The organism is Flavobacterium algoritolerans (assembly GCF_030010385.1).
Classification (GTDB): domain Bacteria; phylum Bacteroidota; class Bacteroidia; order Flavobacteriales; family Flavobacteriaceae; genus Flavobacterium; species Flavobacterium algoritolerans.
Genome location: NZ_JASCRZ010000005.1, coordinates 104,755 through 129,077, shown reverse-complemented (window position 1 = coordinate 129,077; position 24,323 = coordinate 104,755). Strand labels below are relative to the sequence as shown.

At 33.9% G+C, this 24,323-nt stretch carries 22 protein-coding genes; 16 read left to right on the top strand and 6 right to left on the bottom strand.

Going from position 1 to position 24,323, the window contains the following annotated elements:
• Positions 1-304: 304 nt before the first annotated feature.
• The 12 genes from QLS65_RS11755 (at position 305) to QLS65_RS11700 (ending at position 14,316) form a co-directional block, all read left to right on the top strand.
• Positions 305-1,177 carry a hypothetical protein gene (locus QLS65_RS11755; RefSeq protein ID WP_282717904.1) on the top strand — a complete coding sequence of 291 codons (873 nt, stop codon included), beginning with the start codon at positions 305-307 and terminating at the stop codon, positions 1,175-1,177.
• A gap of 6 nt (positions 1,178-1,183) precedes the next feature.
• Positions 1,184-2,293, top strand: a complete 1,110-nt coding sequence (locus QLS65_RS11750; RefSeq protein WP_282717902.1) for an acyltransferase family protein — start codon at positions 1,184-1,186, stop codon at positions 2,291-2,293.
• Positions 2,294-2,300: 7 nt separating this feature from the next.
• Positions 2,301-3,452: a glycosyltransferase family 4 protein gene (locus QLS65_RS11745; protein ID WP_282717900.1), complete on the top strand. Its 1,152-nt coding sequence runs from the start codon at positions 2,301-2,303 to the stop codon at positions 3,450-3,452.
• On the top strand, positions 3,449-4,981 hold the full coding sequence (locus tag QLS65_RS11740) for a glycosyltransferase family 2 protein (protein WP_282717898.1): 1,533 nt from the start codon (positions 3,449-3,451) through the stop codon (positions 4,979-4,981). The genes QLS65_RS11745 and QLS65_RS11740 overlap by 4 nt, the downstream gene beginning before the upstream one ends.
• 3 nt (positions 4,982-4,984) lie before the next feature.
• The gene (locus QLS65_RS11735) at positions 4,985-5,773 is read left to right on the top strand and encodes a glycosyltransferase family 2 protein (RefSeq protein WP_282717896.1); all 789 of its coding nucleotides are present in this window, start codon (positions 4,985-4,987) and stop codon (positions 5,771-5,773) included.
• Between the two features lie 14 nt (positions 5,774-5,787).
• The gene (locus tag QLS65_RS11730) at positions 5,788-6,807 is read left to right on the top strand and encodes a hypothetical protein (protein WP_282717894.1); all 1,020 of its coding nucleotides are present in this window, start codon (positions 5,788-5,790) and stop codon (positions 6,805-6,807) included.
• Positions 6,808-7,800 carry a glycosyltransferase family 2 protein gene (locus QLS65_RS11725; protein ID WP_282717892.1) on the top strand — a complete coding sequence of 331 codons (993 nt, stop codon included), beginning with the start codon at positions 6,808-6,810 and terminating at the stop codon, positions 7,798-7,800. It begins immediately after the preceding gene.
• 152 nt (positions 7,801-7,952) lie between these two features.
• A complete protein-coding gene (locus QLS65_RS11720; protein WP_282717890.1) occupies positions 7,953-8,852 on the top strand; it encodes a hypothetical protein in 900 nt (299 codons plus the stop codon).
• 3 nt (positions 8,853-8,855) lie between these two features.
• Complete coding sequence (locus QLS65_RS11715) at positions 8,856-9,971, top strand: glycosyltransferase family 4 protein (RefSeq protein ID WP_282717888.1); 1,116 nt, start codon at positions 8,856-8,858, stop codon at positions 9,969-9,971.
• Positions 9,972-10,191: 220 nt separating this feature from the next.
• Positions 10,192-11,292 carry a glycosyltransferase gene (locus tag QLS65_RS11710; RefSeq protein WP_282717884.1) on the top strand — a complete coding sequence of 367 codons (1,101 nt, stop codon included), beginning with the start codon at positions 10,192-10,194 and terminating at the stop codon, positions 11,290-11,292.
• Positions 11,289-12,638: an O-antigen ligase family protein gene (locus QLS65_RS11705; protein ID WP_282717878.1), complete on the top strand. Its 1,350-nt coding sequence runs from the start codon at positions 11,289-11,291 to the stop codon at positions 12,636-12,638. Before QLS65_RS11710 ends, QLS65_RS11705 begins: the two co-directional genes overlap by 4 nt.
• 283 nt (positions 12,639-12,921) lie before the next feature.
• Complete coding sequence (locus QLS65_RS11700; RefSeq protein ID WP_282717876.1) at positions 12,922-14,316, top strand: exopolysaccharide biosynthesis polyprenyl glycosylphosphotransferase; 1,395 nt, start codon at positions 12,922-12,924, stop codon at positions 14,314-14,316.
• 31 nt (positions 14,317-14,347) lie between these two features.
• On the opposite strand, the gene QLS65_RS11695 is transcribed toward QLS65_RS11700, so the two are convergent.
• Complete coding sequence (locus QLS65_RS11695) at positions 14,348-15,487, bottom strand: lipoprotein N-acyltransferase Lnb domain-containing protein (protein WP_282717874.1); 1,140 nt, start codon at positions 15,485-15,487, stop codon at positions 14,348-14,350.
• A 25-nt stretch (positions 15,488-15,512) separates the two neighbouring features.
• The gene (locus tag QLS65_RS11690) at positions 15,513-16,583 is read right to left on the bottom strand and encodes a putative type IX sorting system protein PorV2 (protein ID WP_487046847.1); all 1,071 of its coding nucleotides are present in this window, start codon (positions 16,581-16,583) and stop codon (positions 15,513-15,515) included.
• A gap of 193 nt (positions 16,584-16,776) precedes the next feature.
• Between QLS65_RS11690 and QLS65_RS11685 the strand changes: the two genes are divergently transcribed.
• The 3 genes from QLS65_RS11685 (at position 16,777) to QLS65_RS11675 (ending at position 18,880) form a co-directional block, all read left to right on the top strand.
• On the top strand, positions 16,777-17,493 hold the full coding sequence (locus tag QLS65_RS11685; protein WP_282717872.1) for a CDP-alcohol phosphatidyltransferase family protein: 717 nt from the start codon (positions 16,777-16,779) through the stop codon (positions 17,491-17,493).
• A gap of 9 nt (positions 17,494-17,502) precedes the next feature.
• Positions 17,503-18,366 carry a glycoside hydrolase family 25 protein gene (locus tag QLS65_RS11680; RefSeq protein WP_282717870.1) on the top strand — a complete coding sequence of 288 codons (864 nt, stop codon included), beginning with the start codon at positions 17,503-17,505 and terminating at the stop codon, positions 18,364-18,366.
• Positions 18,367-18,511: 145 nt separating this feature from the next.
• A complete protein-coding gene (locus tag QLS65_RS11675) occupies positions 18,512-18,880 on the top strand; it encodes a four helix bundle protein (protein WP_282717868.1) in 369 nt (122 codons plus the stop codon).
• Positions 18,881-19,031: 151 nt separating this feature from the next.
• Here the strand turns inward: QLS65_RS11675 and lptB are convergent, their stop codons facing one another.
• The 4 genes from lptB to QLS65_RS11655 form a co-directional block, all read right to left on the bottom strand.
• Positions 19,032-19,772 (bottom strand): LPS export ABC transporter ATP-binding protein, encoded by a 741-nt coding sequence (lptB, locus tag QLS65_RS11670; protein WP_099713342.1) that lies wholly within the window; start codon positions 19,770-19,772, stop codon positions 19,032-19,034.
• 85 nt (positions 19,773-19,857) lie between these two features.
• Positions 19,858-20,211 carry a carboxymuconolactone decarboxylase family protein gene (locus tag QLS65_RS11665; protein ID WP_282711588.1) on the bottom strand — a complete coding sequence of 118 codons (354 nt, stop codon included), beginning with the start codon at positions 20,209-20,211 and terminating at the stop codon, positions 19,858-19,860.
• Positions 20,204-21,019, bottom strand: coding sequence for a twin-arginine translocase subunit TatC (gene tatC, locus QLS65_RS11660; RefSeq protein ID WP_282711587.1), 816 nt, complete (start codon positions 21,017-21,019; stop codon positions 20,204-20,206). Before tatC ends, QLS65_RS11665 begins: the two co-directional genes overlap by 8 nt.
• Positions 21,019-21,984, bottom strand: coding sequence for a KpsF/GutQ family sugar-phosphate isomerase (locus QLS65_RS11655; protein ID WP_282717865.1), 966 nt, complete (start codon positions 21,982-21,984; stop codon positions 21,019-21,021). Before QLS65_RS11655 ends, tatC begins: the two co-directional genes overlap by 1 nt.
• An 85-nt stretch (positions 21,985-22,069) precedes the next feature.
• Between QLS65_RS11655 and recQ the strand changes: the two genes are divergently transcribed.
• Positions 22,070-24,265: a DNA helicase RecQ gene (recQ, locus tag QLS65_RS11650; protein ID WP_282717863.1), complete on the top strand. Its 2,196-nt coding sequence runs from the start codon at positions 22,070-22,072 to the stop codon at positions 24,263-24,265.
• Positions 24,266-24,323 lie beyond the last annotated feature (58 nt).

Below are 24,323 nucleotides of genomic sequence, written 5' to 3'. Positions count from 1 at the left end.
CTTTCGACATAATAAGAATGGGTGCGATGTCAAATCGAGTCCTTCGGCTTCGCTCAGGACGGGCTACAGTCGAAATTCGTTTAGGAATAGAAGTCGTCTCGACTGCGCTCGACGTGACAAGAATGGGTGCGATGTCAAATCGAGTCCTTCGGCTTCGCTTAGGACGGGCTACTGTCGAGATTCGTTTAGGAATAGAAGTCGTCTCGACTGCGCTCGACTTGACAAGAAAAGTCGAGTTACAAAGTCCAATATAGTCGAGTTGTAAAAGCGAGCGCTTTCAATAATTATAATATTAGAATTTTAGATGAAACGATTTTTAATTTTTACAATCAAAATACTTTTGCTGACCTTTTTTGTGTTAGTTGTATTAGATTTTGCCTATACAAAAGTATATTTACGATCTTCTAACAGGGGTAAAATTGAGTATGTTTACAGTTCAAAGGCTAGCAATTATGATGTTGTGATTTTAGGCTCTTCCCGGGCTAACAATCATTTTGTTGCTCCGATGTTTGAAGATAAGGGATTGAAGACTTTTAATTTTGGGATGAGCGGAGGTCATTTATTTGAAGCTTCTTTGCTATTAAAACTAATGTTGGAACGAAAGTATACTATTAAGAATGTAATATTAGAGGCTGATTTAAATTTATCAAATGAAAAGCGAGATGATGGTGTTTCGTCTTATTTTCTTCCTTTTATCCATGATTCTGAAGCCATTCGTCATCATTTTTCAAAGGAGGCAGATTTCAAACAATTGTATTTTTTGCCTTTTTACAGGTATGTTGTATATGATAGCAAGATTGGGTTTAGGGAAATTTATAATGTTGCTATTGATAAACCAACGAAGCTTTTGGATCATTTAGGGTATTACCCTTTGGGTAAAAATCCAAATGCCAATATGAAAAACGATATTACTAATTTAAAACCTTTGCGTAATAAATATTATGAAGAAATTAAACAGCTTTGTAAAGCCAACAATATAAAATTGATTGCCATAATGACACCCATGTGTACCAATACCAAGGGATTGGATTATTTTGAAAAAGTACAGGAACTCTATCCTGAAATTCATAATTATGAAAAAGCGGTGGAAGGGGATCGATATTTTTCCTCCTGTGGACATATGAATGATATGGGGGCACGAAAGTTTACGTCCATAATTTTAAATGATTTTTTTTAAACGCTTATGATTGGCAAAAAATTGCATTATATAGATGCCATAAGAGGACTTGCTATTTTAATGGTAGTAATGCATCATACTTCGCAAAAAGGAGTTCTACAGATGCCTCATTTTATAGCAGTTTTATTAAGTTTAGGTACTCGAGGAGTTCAGCTTTTTTTTATTGCCAGTGCTTTTACTTTGTTTCGTTCGTATCAAAATAGGAGTTTTGTTGAAACTCATCCTATAAGAAATTTTTTTATCAGGAGATTTTTTAGAATTGCCCCTATTTATTATTTAGGGATTTTTTACTATGTATTTGAATCGTATTTTGACGTACCTTATTGGTTAGGTAATCAACCGCTTATTTCTATCTATAATATAATGTCTAATTTCTTTTTTCTCCATGGTTTTAGTCCTTTTTGGATTAATAGTTTAGTTCCTGGTGGATGGTCAATAGCTGTAGAAATGTTGTTTTATGGACTTTTTCCTTTTCTATTTTTGAAAATAAAAAGCGCTAATTCAGCTTTTATTTTTTTAAATGTAACTTTAATGATTAAACTAATATTTCAGGAATTCTTTTATTCTTTTACTTTTATTTCCGAACCGTATTTGTGGAGAGAATTTCTATTTTATTATTTACCTAGTCAGTTGCCCATTTTTGCTTTAGGAATTTTGATGTATTTTTTAATTGAAGACAGTGCGGGATTTAAATTAATATCTAGAAAAGGAATATTACTTTTTTTGATTCTATTGCCTTTACAAGTAGGTAGTAGATTTGATTTTTTATATTTAAATCATATTATCTTTGGAATCGGTTTTGTTATTTTTGGGAATTTGTTGAGTGAAGGTAAGTTGTCTTTTTTCTCCAATACCATAATCCGATACATAGGAAAAATTAGTTTTAGTATTTATATTGTTCATTTTATAGTGATTTCATGGTTGGCTAAATTTCATTTATTGAATTTATCGGATCATTTTTTAATTGATTATATTATTAGATTTACGCTTATTTTATCGTTGTCTGTAGTAATTTCAACAGCAACCTATTATCTAATAGAAATTCCATTTCAAAATTTTGCCAAGAGATTAATTAAAAAACAGGAATCACAAAAAGTAATTTTATCAATCAAATAAAATTAATATGCATATCGCCTTTCTAACTCCTGAATATCCTCATGAACGAATATCTCATTCGGCCGGTATAGGTACTAGTATCCGGAATTTAGTGGTTGCTCTGGCTCAAAAAAAAGTAAAAGTTTCGGTATTTGTGTATGGTCAGCAAGAAAATGAGATATTTGTCGAGGATGGAATTACCATTCATTTGATAAAAAACAGAACTTACCGATTCATGGGTTGGTATTGGCATCGAAAATACCTTCAAAAGTACCTTAATAGATACATCCTTTCTGAACAAATTGATGCTGTCGAAGCACCGGACTGGACGGGTATTACTGCTTTTATGCGTTTGAAAGCCCCCTTGGTAATTCGGTTTCATGGTAGTGACACTTATTTTTGCCATATTGAAAAGCGTCATCAGAAATTGAAAAACTATTGGTTCGAAAAATTAGCTACTCAAAAAGCCAAGGCCTTTATTGCGCCTACTGCTTATGCGGGAAAAATTTCTCAAGAATTATTTGATATTAAAAACAAAACCATACAAACTATTCATTACGGATTAGCATTAGAACGTTTTGAAAACCTAAATCCTGAAATTTTTGAAAATGGTTTAATTTTATATATTGGTACTATAATAAGAAAAAAAGGCGTTTTTGAATTGCCTGAAATTTTTAATAAAGTCAGGGTAAAATTTCCTGAGGCAAAGCTAGTTTTAATAGGTGGAGATTCATCAGATGTTCAAACAGGGATTAGTTCTACATGGCAAATACTAGAAAAAGAATTTGATATTGATGATTTGAAAAATGTAACTTATCTTGGAAAAATACCTTATCAGGATGTTCAAAAATACATAAAACAAGCACAAGTGTGTGTTTTTCCTAGTTTTGCTGAAACTTTGGGGATGGTGACTATAGAATCTATGGCATTACAAAAGCCGGTGGTTAATACCAATATTGGTTGGGCACAAGAATTAATGGTTGATGGTGAAAGTGGTTTTCTGGTTCATCCACAAGATCATTTGCTTTATGCTAATAGAATTATGGAGTTGTTAGCGGATGCAAACCTTTGTCTGACAATAGGAAGAAATTCTAGAAAACGGGTGGAAGCTATTTTTGACATAGAAAAAATCGTTCAACAAAACATTCTTTTTTGTCAATCTATAACTGATCAATTGTGATTGTTGTTTATCATCAAAATAATCTTGTAACCAAAGTTATTTCGGTTCATAACGAATTGATTATATTCGATTTACACTCGAGTATAGCAGAAGTGCTTATGGTATTGGCTCATCAATTTCCTGAGAAACCTATTGTATGGTGTCATCAATTGTTGGAAGATAGTTTGAATATAGATGGTATTGCGACTCTTTTTCATCATGATAAAATGATGCTTTCTTATCGTGTGTCTCCTACAAGTTTTTTAGGAACAGGAATAGGCTTTGTGGAAGAATCCCCTTTTATTAAAGTCAATAAAAAGTGTACTTATCCTACTTGGTTAATGAGCAGTGAGGTTGGAGTTATTCATGCTTCAGCATTAAAATTGATTGGAGGTACTATAAAAGCAGATTCTAATTTTGATTATTTTTTAAACTCAGTGTCAAAGGTTGGAATGATTTTGGGTTTACTGTGTTATTCAGAACCTCAATTACTGTTAAAAAATGCACCAAACTCTATTTCCCCAAAAGCCAATTTATTTATTTTGTTTCGATTTGTAAAACAGCACTATAAAAAACGCTGGATTGTTTTGTTGTTTTTGAATTTGCTTATTTTCGAAAAACGATTCCCAATATTCCCTTTCTTGTATTCATTGTTTTTTAAAAATAGAAAAAAAACAGTACTCAACTTAGATGCTATTTCTGTTCAATCTACTTTGACTGTTGTTGATAAAAAAACAATTGATGTTATCATTCCCACCATTGGTAGGAAAAAGTATTTGCATGCTGTTCTGCAAGATTTGGCACAACAAACACATCTGCCTGTAAATGTAATTATCGTAGAACAAAATTCGCTTCCGGATAGTGTTTCTGAGTTGGATTTTTTGACGAATCAAACTTGGCCTTTTAATGTCAAACATACTTTTACCCATCAAGCTGGTGCGTGTAATGCCCGTAATTTGGCTTTAAGCCAAATAGAAAGTGAGTGGGTATTTTTGAATGATGATGATAATCGTTTTGACGAAAAGTTGTTGGAAACATTCTTAAATAAAATACAGCAATTTGGAGCTTCCGTGATTACAACAGCTTATCTACAACAAAATGAACCACAACGATACAGTATTACCAATCAGTCGGGAATATTTGGATCCGGAAATAGTTTCGTAAAAGCAAGTTGTTTATCGACCGTCTCTTTTGATATGGCGTTAGAGTTTGGTTACGGAGAAGATATTGATTTTGGGATGCAATTGCGCAACAGTGGATTTGATATTATTTATTTCCCAGAAATACGTATTTTGCACCTCAAAGCCCCTATGGGCGGGTTTAGAATCAAAGTGAAACAATTGTGGGATACTGAAAAAATGCCACCTAAACCATCGCCTACTATCATGTATGTTTTTTTGAAACATTATACAGAACAACAACTTTTATGCTACAAATTAGTCTCCTTTTTTAAATTACTAAAAAAAGAATCGGTTTTGAATTACCTTGTGTTTTTAAACCAATTTGAAAAAAAATGGAACCTGAGTCACTATTGGGCTAATAAATTATAAAGTATGGAAATAAGTAAAAAGCAAATCAGTTTTCTTATTACACATTACAATAGACCCGATGATTTGTTACAATGTTTAACGGCTATAAAAAGCCTGGATGTAGCAAATTCTGAGATTGTAGTGTGTGACGATGCAAGCCTGGATAAACATTTAGAAACAATACAAAACTATGCTATTGATCAGTTGCTTTTATCCGAAATAAATCAAGGACTTGCTGCCAATATTAATAAGGGTATCAAAGCCTGTCAGGGAGAATATATTATTTATTGTCAGGAAGATTTTCTTTTGGCTCCTCAAATTAGCAGTATTTTATCGGAATGCTTGGATTTATTAAAACAGGAAAAGGTTGATATGATTCGGTTTACTTCAAATTCCCCTTTCAATACATTAATTCCTTTGACAGCTACTATTTCCTTGATTCCAAAATTTTCATTCCAAAATTTTTTCCTGAATTACTATCAATATAGTGATCATCCTTTTGTGACAAGAAAAAGTTTTTATCATAGATTTGGTACTTATTTAGAACAGACTTCCGGAAGGTATGGTGAAACTGAATATGCTATTCGTATCCTTAAATCTAATGCTAAAATAGGGATAACCAATCAACGTTTGGCGTCAACAATTGAAGGAAGCCAATCGGTTTTAGTGAACGAAAGTATAGCTGCTAATAACGTGTATCCCTTAAATAAAAAATGGATTAAGATAGCCAGAGCATTCCGACTCTATTTGGAATTATTTTTATACAATACCCACAAAAGAGGCTTGATTACGTATACAAATTTCAGGAAATAATACTCTAAAAGCTAATGCTGAAAATTTACACAGACCAACATTTTATTACACCGAAAAACCGACGCTGTGTTTTTCCGTTGTTGTTTGATTTGTGTTATACAAAAAACCAGCAATTGTTAAATGAATATGAGTTAGTAACTAAAATAGAGGACGCTGTTGTGGTAATTGTGCCATTAGATATCAGTGAATATTTTCAAAAAAAACAGGAGAAATGGCTTTTTGAGTATATAGACAAAGCCCTTGCATTGCATAAAAAAGTGTGGGTTTATACCGCTGGAGATTATGGATTGACTTTAAAGAAAGAAGTTTATACCTTCAGATTGAGTGGTTTTAATTCAAAATTTGATACTAATACTTTTATTTTGCCTTCATTTATTGAAGATCCTTATGCCATTATTCAAAATAAATTTCACCCCATTGCTAAAGAAGCCTTGCCTAAAATTGGATTTGTAGGTCATGCCAGCAATTCAGGGTCTAAATGGGTAAAAGAAGTGTTAGTTTTTTTATTACACAATTACAAGCGATTGGTCAAAGTACTCTTTACCGATTACCAATCTTTTTATCCTTCCAGCATAAAACGCTATAAGTACTTGTCTTTATTGCAAAAAAACAATCACATTGAAACTGATTTTGTTTTTAGAAACCAATATCGTGCGGGAGCAAAAACAACTGAGGACAAACAAAAAACGACACAAGATTTTTTTGAAAATTTAGCTACCAACCCCTATACATTTTGCCTTAGGGGTGCTGGAAATTATTCGGTTCGCTTTTATGAAACCCTAGCTATGGGAAGGATTCCTTTTGTAATAGCTACTGATTTTAGATTACCTTTGGATGGGATTGTCAATTGGACAGAGCATTGTGTTCTTGCTGCCGATGCTAACATTTGTGAAGCATTAATTGATTTTCATCAAAAAATAAGTGATGAAGATTTTGAAAAAATGCAAGTTAATAACCGTAATTTGTGGCTTCAATTTTTGAACAGAGAAACCTATTTTATAACGCTGTCTACTCTTTTTAAAGAAAAAATATAAATGAAATTTGCTCTGATAATTTGCACCTATATGCGTCCGAAACCTATTCTGCAATTGTTGCAGTCTGTTGTTGGGCAAACGGTTTATCCAGATGAAGTTATAATTGTTGATGGTTCCCTGAATTCCGACACAGCTACTGTTTTAAATCAAAATTTTTTTAAAAAAGTGCACTATCATTTAGTGGCGCCTGAGGATAGAGGTCTTACCAAGCAACGCAATTATGGCGTAGGAAAAGTAAGTGACGGAATTGACATTGTTTGTTTTTTAGACGATGATACGGTATTAGAAAAGGAGTATTTTGAGCAAATTTTAAAAACCTACACGGATTACCCGCAAGCTCTGGGTGTTGGAGGGTATATTAACAATGAGAATAAATTTCAATTTGTTGGATATGATTATCAACCAACCATTAAAGAATTTTATTATGACGGGTGGAAGCAAAATGACGGCAGTCGTTTTGTCCTGCGTAAAAAATTGGGATTGGATAGTGATTGTCCACCGGGTTATTCGTCGCAGTACTCTCATGGCCGTAGTGTGGGATTTTTACCTCCAAGTGGTAAAACCTATGAAGTAGAGATGCTAATGGGCGGCGTCTCCTCTTTTAGAAAAGAAGTATTTAAGAGTTTACATTTTTCGACCTATTTTGAAGGATATGGATTGTATGAAGACGCTGATTTTACTTTGAGAGTAGCAAAAATGGGAAAGTTATATTTGAATACTTCAGCGAAATTAAATCATTATCATGATGCCTCAGGAAGACCTAATCAATATAAATACGGTAGAATGGTAGTGCGTAATGGATGGTATGTGTGGCGTACGAAAAACCCCAGTCCTGAACTCAATGACTGTTTTAAATGGCATGCGATTACTCTACTTTTAACGGGAATACGATACACTAATGTTCTTACTACTAACAATAAAAAAGAGGCCTTGACTGAAGCTTTAGGAAGAACGGTAGGTTGGTGGAGTTTATGGTTTAACAAGCCTAAATAAATATTTACTAAATGGAATGTATTTAATATACGGTTCGAAATAGGTATAGACTAGATTATATTATGAAAACAATTCAATTATTGAATATCCCTAATTTTTATTCTTCCTACTATTTATTGGGATTGAATCAAGCATTTAAGGTTAAATTTAAAATGGACAGTAATTTTACTCAGTTCAACAATAAACCAATTCTTATTTTTAAGGTTGATGATGCAATTGCAGTGATTGATAATGATGATCCTACTGGAGTACAGCAAGAATTATATGAAATAGCCAGTGTTTATTTTGTAACCAATAAACTCCTTGATCATGATTCGTATAAACAGCCCAAAGTTAAACCGCTTTATCCACATTATCCCGTTAATATTGTGCCCCTTTATTGCCGTGTATTTGGGATAAATTTGTTGCGTTATTTGAAATTAAAAGATGTAATACAACAAATATATATTCTATTAAGAAGACCTTTATATGGACAGTATAAAAGAAGTTTTAAAAAAGATAATTTTATTTTCTTTTCCTCTAATATTTGGAAAAAAGAACCTGAAACCAACTATATTCGGGCTGAGTTTATTCGATTCTGTAAAACAGATACTAGAATAGTATTTAAAGGAGGGTTTATACCCCGCTCTGATGGGAATAATTATGGATTTGATAATGAGCTTAATGAGGAGAGATATTCCCCGAAAATGTTTTCAAAGTTAAGCGCTACCTCTAAAATTGCTTTAAATAATCCTGCCGTTTGTGGAGCGGTGAGTTGGAGATTAGCTGAATATTTAAATCAAGGTTTATTTGTATTATCATTTCCTTTTAAAATTGAACTGCCTCATAATTTCATGCATGGTGCTGAAGTCCATTTTATAGAAAAAACAGGCCAATTTAAACCTGTTTTGGATAAAGTAGTAGATGATTCTGATTATCATGAAGTTATAGCAGCAAGGGGTAAATTTTATTTCGATACCTATTGTACTCCTGGAGCGCAAGCAAAATATGTGGTTGATTCAATATTAAATGGCGAGTCAAATTTAAAAGAAGATTTGAAACATAGTAGTTGAAAGATGAAGTTTGTACTATTTACCCATGTTCCACATATTAAAGAAAGCAATCAGTATTATGCTTATGCTCCGTATGTCAAAGAAATGAATATTTGGGGTAAAAATGTCAATGAACTAATAATTGTTGCGCCCTTGTTCTCAGGGAATAAAACACTAATAGACATTTCTTACAGTCATCAAAATATACAATTTTTGCCTGTTCCAAGTTTCGATGTTTTGTCTATTAAATCTATTTTTATCACTTTATTGAAGCTTCCTAACTTAATTTGGATTCTTTTTAAAGCGATGAAAAATGCTGATCACATCCATTTGCGTTGCCCCGGAAATATAGGGTTGTTAGCTTGTTTTATTCAGATGCTTTTTCCCTTTACGCCAAAGTCAGCTAAATACGCTGGTAATTGGGATCCAAAATCGAAGCAACCTTTGACTTATAAATTACAGCAATGGATTTTGAAGAATACTTTTTTAACCCGAAACATACAGGTTTTGGTTTATGGGGAGTGGGAAGGAATGACCTCAAATATTAAACCTTTTTTTACGGCTTCTTATGCATTAAACGAGATAGTACCTATTGTTCAAAAAAAATTGATTGGAATAGTTGATTTTATTTTTGTGGGTGCTTTAGTGAAAGGAAAGCATCCGTTATATGCGATACAATTAATGGAAAATTTGCATCTTAAAGGATATTCAGTACGGCTAAGTGTCTACGGTGAAGGTCCGGAACGAGAAATACTGCAGGATTATATTAGAACCCATGCGTTAGAAAAGATTGTTTCATTACAAGGAAACCAGACACAGGATATTGTTAAGAAAGCCTATCAGGACAGTCATTTTGTGATTTTGCCTTCAGACAGTGAAGGTTGGCCAAAAGTAATTGCCGAAGGTATGTTTTGGGGTTGTGTCCCAATTGCTACTTCCGTTTCTTGTGTGCCCTATATGTTGGACTATGGAAATAGAGGGATTTTATTACAGCGGGATTTAGAAAAAGATAGTACGCAAATAGCGGTTGTTTTACATGATCAAACCGAGTATGATGCTAAACGAAATAAAGCTGCGGAATGGTCCAGAAGGTTTACACTAGATGTTTTTGAAGATGCGATACAGGAGTTAATTGAATAGGGGTTTGAAGTTTAAAGTTTAAGGTTTGAAGGGTTAGAATTGGGAGCGGTAAACTGTAATAGTTAGATTAAGGAAACAAGAATCAAGAAGAAAGAAGAAAGAATCAAGAAGAAAGAATCAAGAAGAAAGAATCAAGAAGAAAGAATCAAGAAGAAAGAATCAAGAAGAAAGAATCAAGAATCAAGAGGCAAGAATCAAGAGGCAAGAATCAAGAAGAAAGATGCAACATGACAATCATAAAATAAGGATTATTCAGATTATAGATTCTCTTGAGGCTGGTGGGGCCGAGCGTATGGCGGTGAGTTATGCTAATGCGCTTGCCCAAACAATTGAGTTTTCCGGATTGGTGGTAAGCCGTAAAGAAGGGGCACTTTTAAGTCAGGTTGGTGAAGGAGTATCGTATTTGTTTTTGAACAGAAAAAAAGCAGTTGATTTAAAAGCACTGTACAAGTTAAGGAATTACGTAAAGCAGCATAAGGTAACTGTTGTTCATGTCCATAGTACTTCTTTTTTTATAGCTTTTTTATTAAAACTAAGTTGTCCGTATTTACAATTAATCTGGCATGACCATTATGGAGATAGTGAGTTTTTATCCAAAAGACCAATCCGTGCTTTAAAAATAGCTTTGCCTTTTTTTAGTGGAATTATAGTCGTAAACCAAAAATTGAAAGTTTGGGCTGAACAAAAAATGAATTTTAAAAATACGGTTTATTTACCTAATTTTCCTTCTGAAGGGAATAATAGCGCAGCCCATACTGTATTAAAGGGAATTGATGGAAAACGTATTGTGTGCTTGGCTAATTTGAGAATACAGAAAGATCACTTTTTATTATTGAAAGTAGCATGTAAACTAAAAGTATCTCATCCAGAATGGACTTTTCATTTGGTTGGAAAAGATTTTAATGATGCCTATTCCCAAAAAATTAAGGATTTAATAGTTGCTTTTGCTTTAGAAAAAAATGTGTTTCTTTACGGCACGAAACAAGATGTTGAAAATATTTTGCGACAATCTGCCATTGGCGTTTTAACGTCGAAATCTGAGGGTTTACCGGTAGCGCTATTAGAATATGGATGGTTAAAAAAACCTGTTGTAGTGACTGATGTAGGGGAAGTGTCTTCTTTGGTGGCCAATGGTAAAAACGGTTTTCTAGTTGCCGCTCAAGAAGAGCATTTGTTTTATGTAGCGTTGGTTGAATTAATAAAGAGCGAAGTTCTGAAACAGGAGTTTGGCAATTTACTTCATAAAAAGGTACAGAATCATTATTCAAAAAAAGCTGTCGTTGCAGCGTATTTAAATTGGTTAAATAATAGTTGTAAATGAAAAAAGAGGATCAATCCTATTTGTTTTTAATTCTTTTCCATGTCGTTCTTGGGGCAATAGTGTATGCTGTTCCTTTTATTTCTAAAATATATGGGTATTTCATTTTTATTTTTGGTGTTTATTATGTCATTAAAAGCCAAAATAGAAACAATGAAGCACTTGTTGCGGCTGCATATATCGTAGGAAGTGAAGTTTTTTTGAGGATGACGAATGGTAACCCCTTATATGAAATTTCTAAATATGGGGTGATGGTTTTTATTTTTATAGGGATGTATTTTAGCGGATTTTCTAAAGGTGCTGCTCCGTATTGGCTTTTTTTAATATTATTGGTTCCTAGTATCGTCATTTCAACTTTTGCATTGGATTTAGGTACTGATATCCGAAAAGCCATTGCTTTTAATATATCTGGTCCTGTTTGTCTGGGAATCGCTTCCTTATATACCTATAGACGAAAAATTTCATTAGAAGACACTAATAGTATTTTGTTAAGTATGGGTTTGCCAATTGTAACTTGTATGGTGTATTTGACTCTGTATACACCAAATGTTAGAGATATTATCACCAGTACACAATCTAATTATGAAACTTCCGGTGGCTATGGACCTAATCAAGTAGCCACTATACTTGGCTTGGGAATGTTTGTTTTTTTTTCCCGTATCATATTGGATAGTAAATCAAAATTTCAAATTTTAATCAATGTTTTTATAGCCTTGAATATTACGTATAGGGGGATGATTACTTTTTCTCGTGGGGGAATGATTACCGGATTTTTGATGATTTTCTTACTACTGTTCTTTTTGTATTTTAAATCTAATTTTGCAGGGAAGGTGAAATTAAATTATATCATAGTTTTATTAGTAATTTCACTAATAGCAACGTGGTCGTATACATCGTTTCAAACAGGTGGGCTTATTGATAAGCGGTATGCGAATCAAGATGCCGCCGGAAGGGCAAAAAAAAGTCAATTGACGGGAAGAGAGGAAATAGCAACGGATGAAATTAATATCTTTTTAAAGAATCCTATTTTTGGTGTAGGTGTTGGGAAAGGAGTTGAAGTTAGAAAATTAGACACCCCGGGGGCGGCTTTGTCACACGATGAAATTACCCGTATGTTAGCGGAGCATGGTTCATTAGGAGTATTAGCATTACTAATTTTATTTTTCACACCTCTGGTTTTATATTTAGAAAATAAGTTCAATATGTTCTTATTGTGTTTTGTTGTCTTTTGGTTGTTAACCATTAATCATGCTGCGATGCGTACTGCGGCACCTGCTTTTGTGTATTCTTTATCTTTATTGAATGTGCAATTGGGGAGTCCTAGGAAGGTTAAGAATGAAGAAGAGTGATTGGTTTTTTAGTGGTCAGTGATCAGTAATCAGTAATCAGTGATCAGTGGTCGTTGAGCTATTATTATTATTATTATTATTATTATTTAAATGTGTTCCGTATCTGTTGTGGATACATTTTAGCACTTGAAAAAACACTCTAATCACTTTTTTTAGAACTCTTATCAGGATTCCTATTGTATTAAATTGCTACCTATTAAAATTTTGTTAAAAAAATCAACATTTCTTAAATTTACTTCGAAGCAAAAGCATTAAATTGCAGTCCTAAACGTAAATACCACTTATGTTCTCAGTCGATAAAATACATTTTGAAATATCAGAACGAAAGATGATTCTTCGCATTTTTGATGTGTTTTTTGTTTTTGGTTCTTTATTTTTTATAGGAAATATATTTGATTTTGATTATTTTATTTTATCAACCAAGAATTTATATTGGATGCTAATTCTGGGTGTTTATATTAATCTTTTCGGAACTATTTTCGAAATGTATAATCTTCAGGTTGCCAGTAATCAATTTCAGGTACTAAAGAGTTCTATTCTAACCGTTTCAACGACCGTTTTAGTGTACTTGTTAACGCCTATTTATTCGCCGGAACTTCCTTCGAAAAGAATTCAGATTGTATTGTTTTATGTTGTTGTGTTTTTGGCTTTGTTTTTATGGCGAATGTTTTATGTTGCATTTTTAGCGTCTAATCGATTTTTACAAAATGCAGTTTTAATCTGTGATAAAGAGCAGGTAGAGGAGTTGATATCCGGATTAGAGTATATCGACCCTCATTATAAAATAATTGCATTTGTGAACGCAGATGCTGCCGAAGATGAACTAGTCGAATACCCCTACGTTAAAAATATAAAGCGAGATTCGTTATTTTCTTTTGTAAAACAAAACTCTATATCCGAAATTGTAATTGCTTCCCAAAAAACAGATGGAATTACGGCTGAGTTGTATCAGCAATTACTTCATTTACTGGAATCCGGAGCTATAATTCGAGAATATACGCAGGTATATGAAAGTAAAACGCAACGTATTCCGGTGCATTATATGTCCAGGGATTTTTATCGATTTTTCCCTTTTAGCAGAAGCAATCACAATAAGTTGTACTTGATTGGAGTCCGGATTTTTGAAATTAGTGCTTCGGTACTTGGATTATCCATTGGTCTTGTGCTATTTCCATTTATATTGATAGGAAATGCAATAGGAAACAGAGGAAAGTTGTTTTATACCCAAGAACGTGTTGGTAAAGATGGCGTGGTATTTGAAATTTTAAAGTTCAGGACCATGGTCAGTAATGCCGAATCTAACGGGGCTGTTTTTACCACTACAAATGATTCTCGAGTAACTGTATTTGGTAAGTTTTTACGAAAAACCAGGATTGATGAATTTCCGCAATTTATAAATATCTTAAAAGGAGATATGGCCGTTATTGGTCCACGTCCGGAACGTCCTTTTTTTGTAAAGGAAATTGCCGAAGTGATGCCTTTCTATGAAACAAGACATATCATAAAGCCCGGTCTTACAGGATGGGCACAAGTGAACTATGCTTATGGAGCGACAATTGATGACAGTTTGATAAAGCTTCAATATGACTTGTATTATATCAAACACAGAAGTATCTTTCTGGATTTAAACATTGCTTTTAAAACAATTACCACTGTTTTGTTTTATAGGGGGCAATAGTATTATTATTATTATTTAAAAAAAAATATTTTTAAATGATAATTGGAATCCGTTTTTTATTCTGCATTGCCATTCTGACCAAAATAATTCCGTTAGTAACTAATAATGGTAATACCAGTAAAAAATGGGCTTTGTTGATTACAACAAAGAAATAGATTCCTAAGGACAGGATATTTAATACTGCCAGATTGTAAATTCCTTTTTTGTTTTTTGTCCAATAAAAATAAAGCAACCCCACTAAAGTTGGATTGAAAAGTAAAACATTATAGTTGTATCCTAATTCCAAGTGCGACGAATAAAATCCGACAAAAGTAAAAAACATACCCATTACCGCTATCAGGATGAGGTAAAATAAATCGATACTTTTCTTATTTATCAGTACCACAAACCCAAGAAAAATAATATAGGTATAGATGTTATTCCACCAAGAGCCAGGAGCTTCATTCTCGAATTCTAGTAGTGTCTTGTTTTCCTGCGCCAGCGGATGATTCTGAAAAGTAACTTTTTCCAAGCTTTTTTGGAGTTCAAAAGGTAAAAATAGTTGCGTTCCTAAACCGTCTACTTTTTTACCAAAGATGATGCTTGTCCCTAATTTTTCGTAAAAGTGATTGTCAAAATACGGATAAAGGATCGTTCTGTAAGTGATGTCGGTATCTGCATTTTTTACAATTGCGGTAGTGTCTAGCGTTTTGTTGATGATGTCAACTACCATCGATGTACAGTTCTTATCAATAAACTTGTATGTGTAATGACTTTCGCCTGAGGCCAATGAAGTGTTCAGATTGTCAAATAGTTTTTGTTTCAAAGAGGATGGAATGTTTAATTGCTGCTCATAAACAGATCTTTTTTCATATTGATATTGATTAATGAAATCAGGGTAGGAGTGTGCCACGGCAAAATATTGCAAGTCCCCTTTTATAAATTTCATAACAAAATTAGGAGTGTTAAAATCAAAAGCGCCATAATTGTATACCACATCAATTCCGTTGACCGTATCGTGTACTCGAATTGCAGTATGTCCAAAAAGAGAATAGGATTCATTCCCCGTTCCGCAAGTAAGCACGCTGACTTGTGTGTTTTTTGATAATTGGATGCTTTGTCCGAAACTATAGTTTGCAGTTGAAAACAAGAGTATGAAAAGAACTATTTTTTTTAAAGAAGCTATATCCATTTGTTGTGGTATTGTTGTTTTTAAATTAATTTCTAAACATTCCCAAATCTACTTTAACTGAAAAAATATTGGAATACAAAGCTGTACTTTGGTCGCCTAAATCAGTGAGTGCATAATCAATCTGGATGCCTTTGTATTTGAAACCCAAACCAATATTAGGCTGAAAACCCACTTTTTCGGAGTTATCCAGTTGTTGTACATTTTGAAAATTACCCACGCCTGCACGTACAAATACTAAATCAGTATAGCCAAATTCAAGACCTAAAGCCGGATCGATGCTGACAAAATCGGTGGAGATAAGATCATTCGTTTTTGCAAATCGCATATTCATATTGGCAGCAGCCAAAATACTGTAATCATATCGAATGATGAATTTTTTAGCGATTCCTAATTGTGCTTTTGGAGCCGTAATCTCAGTACTCTCCGGTAATTCTTGGTTTTCTCCGGGAATAGAATTGGCAATTTTCTGATATTCGTCTTCATCAATATTCCATACGTTATACGTGGTGGTTATATCCCGGAGCATTAATCCAAATTGCCAGTTGTTCTTTTCGAATTGTAATCCGACATCAAAACCAAAGCCCCAGGAATTGGCAAATTTGCCAATGATTCGTCGGATAACTTTTGCGTTTACGCCATATTGAAATCCGGGAACAGGTAGTTTTCGAGCATAAGAAAAAGTAAAACCATAATCGGCCGTAGAGAAAAGACTGATTCTGTTGTAGTCAATATTACCTTGGCTGTCGATTAGTTCGGTAGTATTTAAAATATCATCGACACCAAAACGAATTAATGAAATTCCCCAAGCGCTCCGGTCATCTATAGGACTTGCGTAGGCCAAATAATCGTATTGGGCTATATTGGCAAAATAATTAGCATGCATCAAGGATACCTGATGGTCTTCCAGATGAATCAGTCCTGCAGGATTCCAATACCCCGAATTAACATCACTCGTAGTAGCCACAACAGTATTAGACATGCCTAATGCAGCCGCATCCACGCCGATATTCATAAACTCATTCGAGTATTTTCTGACGGCTTGACTGTAATTTAGCGTACTAACCAAAACCGCTGCAAATAGGAAGCTTTTTTTCAATGGGGTCATTTTTACAAACTAAAAGTCTGTTTAATTTTTATCAAAAATATAATTTTTTACCGAGCTTATTTCTTCCTTTCGGTAAATATATCCAAACAAGAAATCACTGTTGAAAAAACTCTATTAAAAAACGTACTTCTCCTTGACTTATTATGCTAAATTTGCCAACTGTGGTTCACTAAATTTTATAACTATGACTATTAAAAAGCATATCCCCAATATTATTACTTTACTAAATCTTTTTTGCGGTTGTATCGCTTTGGTTTTTGCTTTCAACCAAGATTTTGAAATGGCATTTTATTTTGTTTGCTTGGGTATATTCCTAGACTTTTTTGATGGTTTTTTTGCCCGATTATTCAAAGTATCGAGCCCGCTTGGTTTGCAGTTGGATTCTTTGGCAGATATGGTTACCAGTGGAGTTGTGCCGGGTTTAGTGATGTCTCAAATGATGGTTAGCCATCTATCACCAGTGGTAGAAGGATATTTGCAATGGTTTCCTTATTTGGGTTTTTTAATTACATTGGGTTCTTGTTACCGATTGGCAAATTTTAATATTGATACCCGCCAAACTGATTCTTTTATTGGTTTGCCAACTCCTGCCAATGCATTGTTTATTTTAAGTCTGCCTTTGGTTTTAAAATACACCGACTCTTTATTTGTAATTGAAATATTGACAAATCAATGGGTTTTACTGGTAATAACGGTATTGAGCGCTTATATCTTGAACGCTGAAATTCCTTTGTTCTCCTTAAAAATCAAGAAGTTCAATTTCAAGGATAATGCACTTCAAATTGTGTTTTTGATTTGTTCCCTTTTGTTATTAATTTTTCTCCAATATTTAGGCATTCCTTTGGTCATTCTTTTCTATGTTTTGTTGTCAGTAATAAATAATAAAATGCTGAAAAAGTAGTTTTTTTGGATGAAAAGAAAAACGGTCAGAAGAAAAACTACGGTAGTTCGTAAACCCAAAAAGAAAGTAACTGTTTTCTCCGGGAAGGTTTTGCGTTATTTTATTGTTGCTTTTTTTGTTTTGCTGATTGTTGCTGTTGGCTATCATTATAGAGATGGTTTAGCCTACTATTTTAGTTTTAAATCAGATAAAATTCTAAGAGAAGAAACAGAAGCCAAGCGCATTTCTGACGTTCGCAATTATCAGGTTTTAGAAAAACACAAAGGAAAAAGTATTGGTTTGGATGTTTCAGAATATCAAGGAAAAATCCGATGGACTTATGTAGATACTTTAGAAAATAAATACCCGCTGCATTTTGTGTTTATCCGTGCCACTGTTGGAAAAGACAGGAAAGACCGCCAGTTTAATAAGAATTGGCTTGGCGCCAAAGAAAATAAAATGATTCGCGGAGCCTATCATTATTATCGTCCCAACGAAAATTCAATGGAGCAAGCCGAACTTTTTATAAAAACAGTAACCCTTCAAAAAGGAGATTTACCTCCTGTTTTGGATATTGAAAAACTTCCTAAAAACCAATCGATTGAAAATCTTAAGTTAGGTTTGAAAAGATGGTTAAATGCTGTAGAGTCACATTACGGAGTGAAGCCGATTATCTATACCGGCGAACGCTACTATGATGATTTTTTAAAAGAAGAATTTAGTGATTATCTTTTTTGGATTGCTAATTACAATTTCTACAGAGAAGAAATAGCCGAAGATTGGTTGTTTTGGCAATTCACCGAAAAGGCATCAGTTCCTGGCATTAAAGGTAATGTAGACATAAATATATACAATGGAGATTTACAGCAGTTGCGGTACATTACTGTGGAGTAGTTTTTTTTAGTGAGAAGTGGTCAGTGATCAGTAGTCAGTGTTCAGTGATCAGTAGTCAGTAAGCAGTGGTCAGTGTTCAGTGATCAGTTTTTAGGAGTCAGTGTCCAATGATGAGTGTTTAGTAATTAGCTTTAAATAAGTATATATGAAATTCCAAGATTTATTAGCGTATCAGAAATCATTTTCATTAGCTATGAAAATTTTTGAAATAACAAAACGGTTTCCAAAAGAAGAAATGTATTCATTGACGGATCAAATTAGGCGTTCTTCAAGAAGTGTGTCAGCTAATATTTCAGAATCCTATAGAAAAAGAGTCTATCCTAAAAATTTTCATAGCAAATTAACCGATTCAGATGCTGAAAATTCAGAAACTCAAGTTTGGCTTGAGTTTTCACTTAAATGTAATTATATAAACGAAAGTGTTTATGACGAATTATTAAACGAAAGTAATGAGGTTGGAAAGCTGATTAATTACATGATTTTAAATCCTCAAAAATTTGGGGTATCGCTTTAGGGTTAGTAATTTATATCAGAAAACCGAGATTAACTGCTGTCGACTTTTTTTTAAATTGAACACTGACCACTTTTTAGAACTGCGAACAGCGACAGATTACTGTCAACTTTTTTAGAACTGAACACTGAATACTGAATACTGAACACTTTTTCTAAAACTCCAATTTTTTCTTTCTCAATTCGAAATTTTGACCAAGATATACGCGACGTACCATTTCATCTTCTACTAATTCTTCTGGCATTCCTGCTTTTAGGATTCCACCTTCAAACATAAGATAGGTTTTGTCCGTAATAGCTAAGGTTTCTTGTACATTGTGGTCCGTAATCAAAATACCGATATTTTTATTTTTTAACTGCGCTACAATTCTCTGAATGTCTTCTACGGCAACAGGATCGACACCCGCAAATGGTTCATCTAATAAGATGAATTTTGGATCTGTGGCAAGACAACGTGCAATTTCGGTACGACGGCGTTCTCCACCGGAAAGCAAATCGCCACGATTCGTACGAATGTGTTCTAAGCTGAATTCTTCAATTAAACTTTCCATTTTAGCCTCTTGTTCCGCTTTGGAAAGTTTTGTCAATTGCAATACACTTAGGATGTTATCTTCAATGCTTAATTTTCTAAAAACGGATGCTTCCTGTGCTAAATAACCTATTCCCTGCTGTGCTCTTTTGTACATAGGATAATCGGTAATATTCAAATCATCCAGAAATATATTGCCTGAATTTGGTTTAACCAATCCTACAATCATATAAAAAGAAGTAGTTTTTCCAGCACCATTAGGTCCCAAAAGCCCTACGATTTCGCCTTGATTTACTTCTACCGAAATGCCTTTTACAACACTTCGTCCTTTGTAGGTTTTGATTAGATTTTCGGCTCTTAATTTCATTTTTTTTAGTTTAATCGTTGATCATTTAACTGTTTAATCGTTCAAATAAACGAATAAACAATTAAACGATTTTGCTTCTTAACAATTATTTCACAGCAGTTTCTTCCAGTGCTTCCCAGAATTCGTATGCTCTCCTTAAGTGAGGTACTACGATAGTTCCTCCTACAAGTGTTGCAATTCCCATGGCTTCCATCATTTCCTCTTTGGTTACACCTTCTTTATAGCTGGTTTCTAAATGGTATTTTACACAATCATCACAACGTAAAACTGCCGAAGCTACTAATCCCAGAAGCTCTTTAGTTTTCACGTCTAATGCTCCCGCCGCATACGCATTGGTATCTAGATTGAAAATTCGTTTTACAATTTTATTATTGTCTGCCAATAATTTTTCGTTCATTTTAGAACGGTACTCATTGAATTCTTCGATTATATCAGCCATTTAATTTTTTTTTATTTTTTACTACTATTTTTGAAATTAAGATACTTGCTTCATAGATTAACAACATCGGAATGGTTACAATTATTTGACTCACCACATCCGGAGGGGTTACAATTGCTGCAACTATAAGAATGATGATTACGGCATATTTCCAATATTTTCTCAAGAAAACTGGTGTAACCAAACCTAATTTGGTTAGGAAATAAATGATTATAGGCAATTCAAAAAACAATCCACAAGCAATAACACTTGTTTTTACCAAGCCAATATATGAATCAATACTAAACTGGTTTTTTACTACTGCACTAATGGTGAAAGTGGCAAAAAAGTTCACTGACATGGGTACAATTACAAAGTAGCCAAACAATACACCCAGAAAGAAAAGTAATGAAGATGAAACTATAAAAAGTCTCGCATGTTTTTTCTCAGTATCATATAATGCAGGACTGATGAATTTCCAAACTTCCCACAGGATGAATGGAAAACCAAGAATAAATCCGGCAGTTATACAGGTCCAAATCAAAACGTTGATTTGTCCTTCCATGTTTGTGTTTTGGATGATGAAAGGCATTTCGGTTACGCAAATACTTTCGGCAAAGCCCAATTGATTTGAGAGGTCGCAAAAAAAGCGATAAGTTATAAAATTAGCATTTGTGGGGCCAAAAATGATGACATCAAAAATATAATCACTGATGAAAAAAGTGATGGTAGCCAAAATTAATATTGCAATTGTGCTTCGAACCAATAACCATCTTAATTCTTCAAGATGATCTAAAAACGACATTTCGTTTAAGTTTTTTTTCGCCATTATAGTATTCCTTCTTTTAAAATATCGTGTAAATGTAATACTCCTTTGTATTCTCCATTATCAACAACAACTAATTGTGTGATAGAGAAGTCTTCCAAGATGTTCAATGCATCTACAACCATAGCGGTAGATGGTATTAATTTTGGGTTTTTTGTCATAATGTCTTTGGCAGTCAAATCAATGAAAGAGTCTCTGTCGTTTAACATTCTTCGAATATCACCATCGGTAATAATACCGATAACTTTATCTTCATCGACAACCGCAGTTACACCAAGACGTTTTTCAGAAATCTCGAAAATTACCTTTTTTATAGATGCATCAGGCGATACCATAGGTTTTAGGGTGTGTTCCAACATGTCTTTTACACGCAACAGCAATTTCTTGCCCAATGCGCCTCCGGGATGGTAAACAGCAAAATCTTCCGGTTTGAAATCACGCATTTCCATAAGGCAAATGGCAAGCGCATCGCCCATAACTAATTGAGCAGTAGTGCTGTTAGTTGGGGCAAGGTTATTAGGACAAGCTTCGGCATCTACAGTGGTGTTCAAAACAAAATCAGAACCTTTAGCAAGAAAAGAAGCAGTATTTCCAGTTATTGCAATCAATGTATTTCCAAAACGTTTTAAGAGTGGTACTAAAACCTTTATCTCAGGACTGTTACCACTTTTAGAAATGCAAATGATACTATCGTCATTTTGTATCATTCCTAAATCACCGTGAATAGCCTCTGAGGCGTGAAGGAATAGCGATGGTGTTCCGGTAGAATTAAAAGTGGCTACCATTTTTTGGGCAATAATAGCACTTTTTCCTATCCCTGTAACCACTAGTCTTCCTTTGGAATTATAGATATTTTGTGTCGCTTCAATGAAGTTTTCATCAAGAAAATCAGTTAGTTTAGCAATGGATTGGCTTTCCGATAAAATAGTTTTTTTGGCGCTAGCCAATATATTTTCTTTAGATATCAAAACAGAATAATTAAAATTTGTATGTGTAAAAGAAATTTGTACCTTTAGGTGTTGCAAATTTATACAAAATACCACATAATAAAGAATGAATTCAAACGAAATTGACATACACAAAGAATTAAAGAAATATTTTGGCTTCAGCCAATTTAAGGGGTTGCAGGAACAGGTCATAAAAAGTATCCTAAACCAACAGAATACATTTGTGATAATGCCCACAGGAGGAGGAAAATCACTTTGTTATCAATTACCTGCTTTGATTCAAGAGGGAACTGCTATCGTAGTCTCGCCCCTTATTGCTTTAATGAAAAATCAAGTGGATGCCATAAGAAGTTTGTCTTCTGAAAATGGCGTTGCCCATGTTTTAAATTCCTCTCTTACTAAAACCGAAATTACTCAGGTAAAAAAAGATATTACTTCAGGATTGACGAAGTTATTATATGTTGCACCTGAGTCTTTAACAAAGGAAGAATATGTGAGTTTTCTTAAAAATGTTACCATATCTTTTGTAGCTATCGATGAAGCGCATTGTATTTCGGAGTGGGGACATGATTTCAGACCGGAATACAGGAATTTAAAGCATATCATCAAGCAATTGGGAGATGTCCCTATTATTGGGCTTACAGCAACAGCTACGCCAAAAGTACAGGAAGATATTCTAAAAAACTTAGACATGTCTGATGCTACCACTTTTAAAGCATCATTTAACAGACCCAATCTGTATTACGAAGTACGTACTAAAACTAAAAATATAGAATCGGATATTATTCGTTTTATAAAACAACATAAAGGCAAATCAGGAATTATTTACTGTTTAAGCCGTAAAAAAGTAGAGGCTATTGCCGAAGTTTTGCAAGTAAATGGAATAAGTGCCGTGCCTTATCATGCGGGATTAGATGCTAAAACCCGTGCCAAACACCAAGATATGTTCCTTATGGAAGATGTAGATGTGGTGGTGGCAACCATCGCTTTTGGGATGGGAATTGACAAACCGGATGTGCGTTTTGTGATTCACCACGATATTCCAAAATCACTAGAGAGTTACTATCAGGAAACTGGTCGCGCAGGTCGTGACGGTGGAGAAGGCCATTGTCTGGCCTATTACTCCTATAAAGATGTAGAGAAGTTAGAAAAGTTCATGTCAGGTAAACCAGTGGCAGAACAAGAAATTGGATTTGCTTTGTTGCAGGAAGTTGTGGCTTACGCCGAAACGTCTATGTCAAGAAGGAGATTTCTGCTTCATTACTTTGGAGAAGAATTTGATGATGTTAATGGTGATGGTGCTGATATGGATGACAATATTCGAAATCCAAAAACCAAAGTTGAAGCTATTGATGAAGTGGTTAAATTACTAGAAGTAGTTCGCGATACGAAGCATTTGTACAAATCAAAAGAAGTTGTTTTTACCTTGATTGGCCGTGTCAATGCTGTCATCAAAGCACATAGAACAGATGCGCAGTCCTTTTTTGGATGTGGTTCAGATCATGATGAAAAATACTGGATGGCTTTATTGCGACAAGTTCTTGTTGCAGGATTTTTATCGAAAGATATTGAAACCTATGGTATTGTAAAAATCACCAAGAAAGGATTGGATTTTATTAAAAACCGAGAGTCTTTTATGATGTCTGAAGATCATGAATACAACGAATCTGAGGATGAAGCCATTGTTACCGCTTCTAAATCTACCGGAACTGCCGATGAATTATTGATGGGTATGTTGCGTGATTTGCGTAAAAAAGTGGCTAAGAAATTAGGCGTTCCTCCATTTGTAGTTTTTCAAGACCCATCATTGGAAGATATGGTTTTGAAATATCCTGTTTCTCAAGAAGAATTAGTTAATATTCATGGTGTAGGCGAAGGAAAAGCTAAGAAATACGGAAAGGAATTCTTAGAATTAATCAGTCGATATGTACAAGATAATGATATCATTCGTCCAGAAGATTTAGTGGTGAAATCTACAGGAGTAAACTCCGTAAATAAACTTTATATCATTCAAAATATCGACAGAAAATTATCTCTTGATGATATTGCTTCTGCCAAAGGCATCAATATGGATGCATTGATTAAAGAAATGGAGCAAATTGTGTATTCCGGAACTAAACTGAATATAAAATATTGGATTGATGATATGCTTGATGATGATCAACAAGAGGAAATTCATGACTATTTTATGGAATCTGAATCCGATAATATAGAAAACGCACTCAAAGAATTTGATGGCGATTACGATATTGATGAATTGCGCTTGATGCGAATTAAATTTATCAGCGAGGTTGCTAATTAAGAAAAGTGGTCAGTGGTCAGTGTTCAGTGTGTTCTGCAATCTGAATACTGATTACTGC

Bases quoted from the DNA above. Each gene is read 5' to 3' on its own strand.
- QLS65_RS11755 (WP_282717904.1), top strand. From the start codon at position 305: ATGAAACGATTTTTAATTTTTACAATCAAAATACTTTTGCTGACCTTT.
- QLS65_RS11750 (WP_282717902.1), top strand. From the start codon at position 1,184: ATGATTGGCAAAAAATTGCATTATATAGATGCCATAAGAGGACTTGCT.
- QLS65_RS11745 (WP_282717900.1), top strand. From the start codon at position 2,301: ATGCATATCGCCTTTCTAACTCCTGAATATCCTCATGAACGAATATCT.
- QLS65_RS11735 (WP_282717896.1), top strand. From the start codon at position 4,985: ATGGAAATAAGTAAAAAGCAAATCAGTTTTCTTATTACACATTACAAT.
- QLS65_RS11730 (WP_282717894.1), top strand. From the start codon at position 5,788: ATGCTGAAAATTTACACAGACCAACATTTTATTACACCGAAAAACCGA.
- QLS65_RS11725 (WP_282717892.1), top strand. From the start codon at position 6,808: ATGAAATTTGCTCTGATAATTTGCACCTATATGCGTCCGAAACCTATT.
- QLS65_RS11720 (WP_282717890.1), top strand. From the start codon at position 7,953: ATGGACAGTAATTTTACTCAGTTCAACAATAAACCAATTCTTATTTTT.
- QLS65_RS11715 (WP_282717888.1), top strand. From the start codon at position 8,856: ATGAAGTTTGTACTATTTACCCATGTTCCACATATTAAAGAAAGCAAT.
- QLS65_RS11710 (WP_282717884.1), top strand. From the start codon at position 10,192: ATGCAACATGACAATCATAAAATAAGGATTATTCAGATTATAGATTCT.
- QLS65_RS11705 (WP_282717878.1), top strand. From the start codon at position 11,289: ATGAAAAAAGAGGATCAATCCTATTTGTTTTTAATTCTTTTCCATGTC.
- QLS65_RS11700 (WP_282717876.1), top strand. From the start codon at position 12,922: ATGTTCTCAGTCGATAAAATACATTTTGAAATATCAGAACGAAAGATG.
- QLS65_RS11695 (WP_282717874.1), bottom strand. From the start codon at position 15,487: ATGGATATAGCTTCTTTAAAAAAAATAGTTCTTTTCATACTCTTGTTT.
- QLS65_RS11685 (WP_282717872.1), top strand. From the start codon at position 16,777: ATGACTATTAAAAAGCATATCCCCAATATTATTACTTTACTAAATCTT.
- QLS65_RS11680 (WP_282717870.1), top strand. From the start codon at position 17,503: ATGAAAAGAAAAACGGTCAGAAGAAAAACTACGGTAGTTCGTAAACCC.
- QLS65_RS11675 (WP_282717868.1), top strand. From the start codon at position 18,512: ATGAAATTCCAAGATTTATTAGCGTATCAGAAATCATTTTCATTAGCT.
- lptB (WP_099713342.1), bottom strand. From the start codon at position 19,772: ATGAAATTAAGAGCCGAAAATCTAATCAAAACCTACAAAGGACGAAGT.
- QLS65_RS11665 (WP_282711588.1), bottom strand. From the start codon at position 20,211: ATGGCTGATATAATCGAAGAATTCAATGAGTACCGTTCTAAAATGAAC.
- tatC (WP_282711587.1), bottom strand. From the start codon at position 21,019: ATGGCGAAAAAAAACTTAAACGAAATGTCGTTTTTAGATCATCTTGAA.
- recQ (WP_282717863.1), top strand. From the start codon at position 22,070: ATGAATTCAAACGAAATTGACATACACAAAGAATTAAAGAAATATTTT.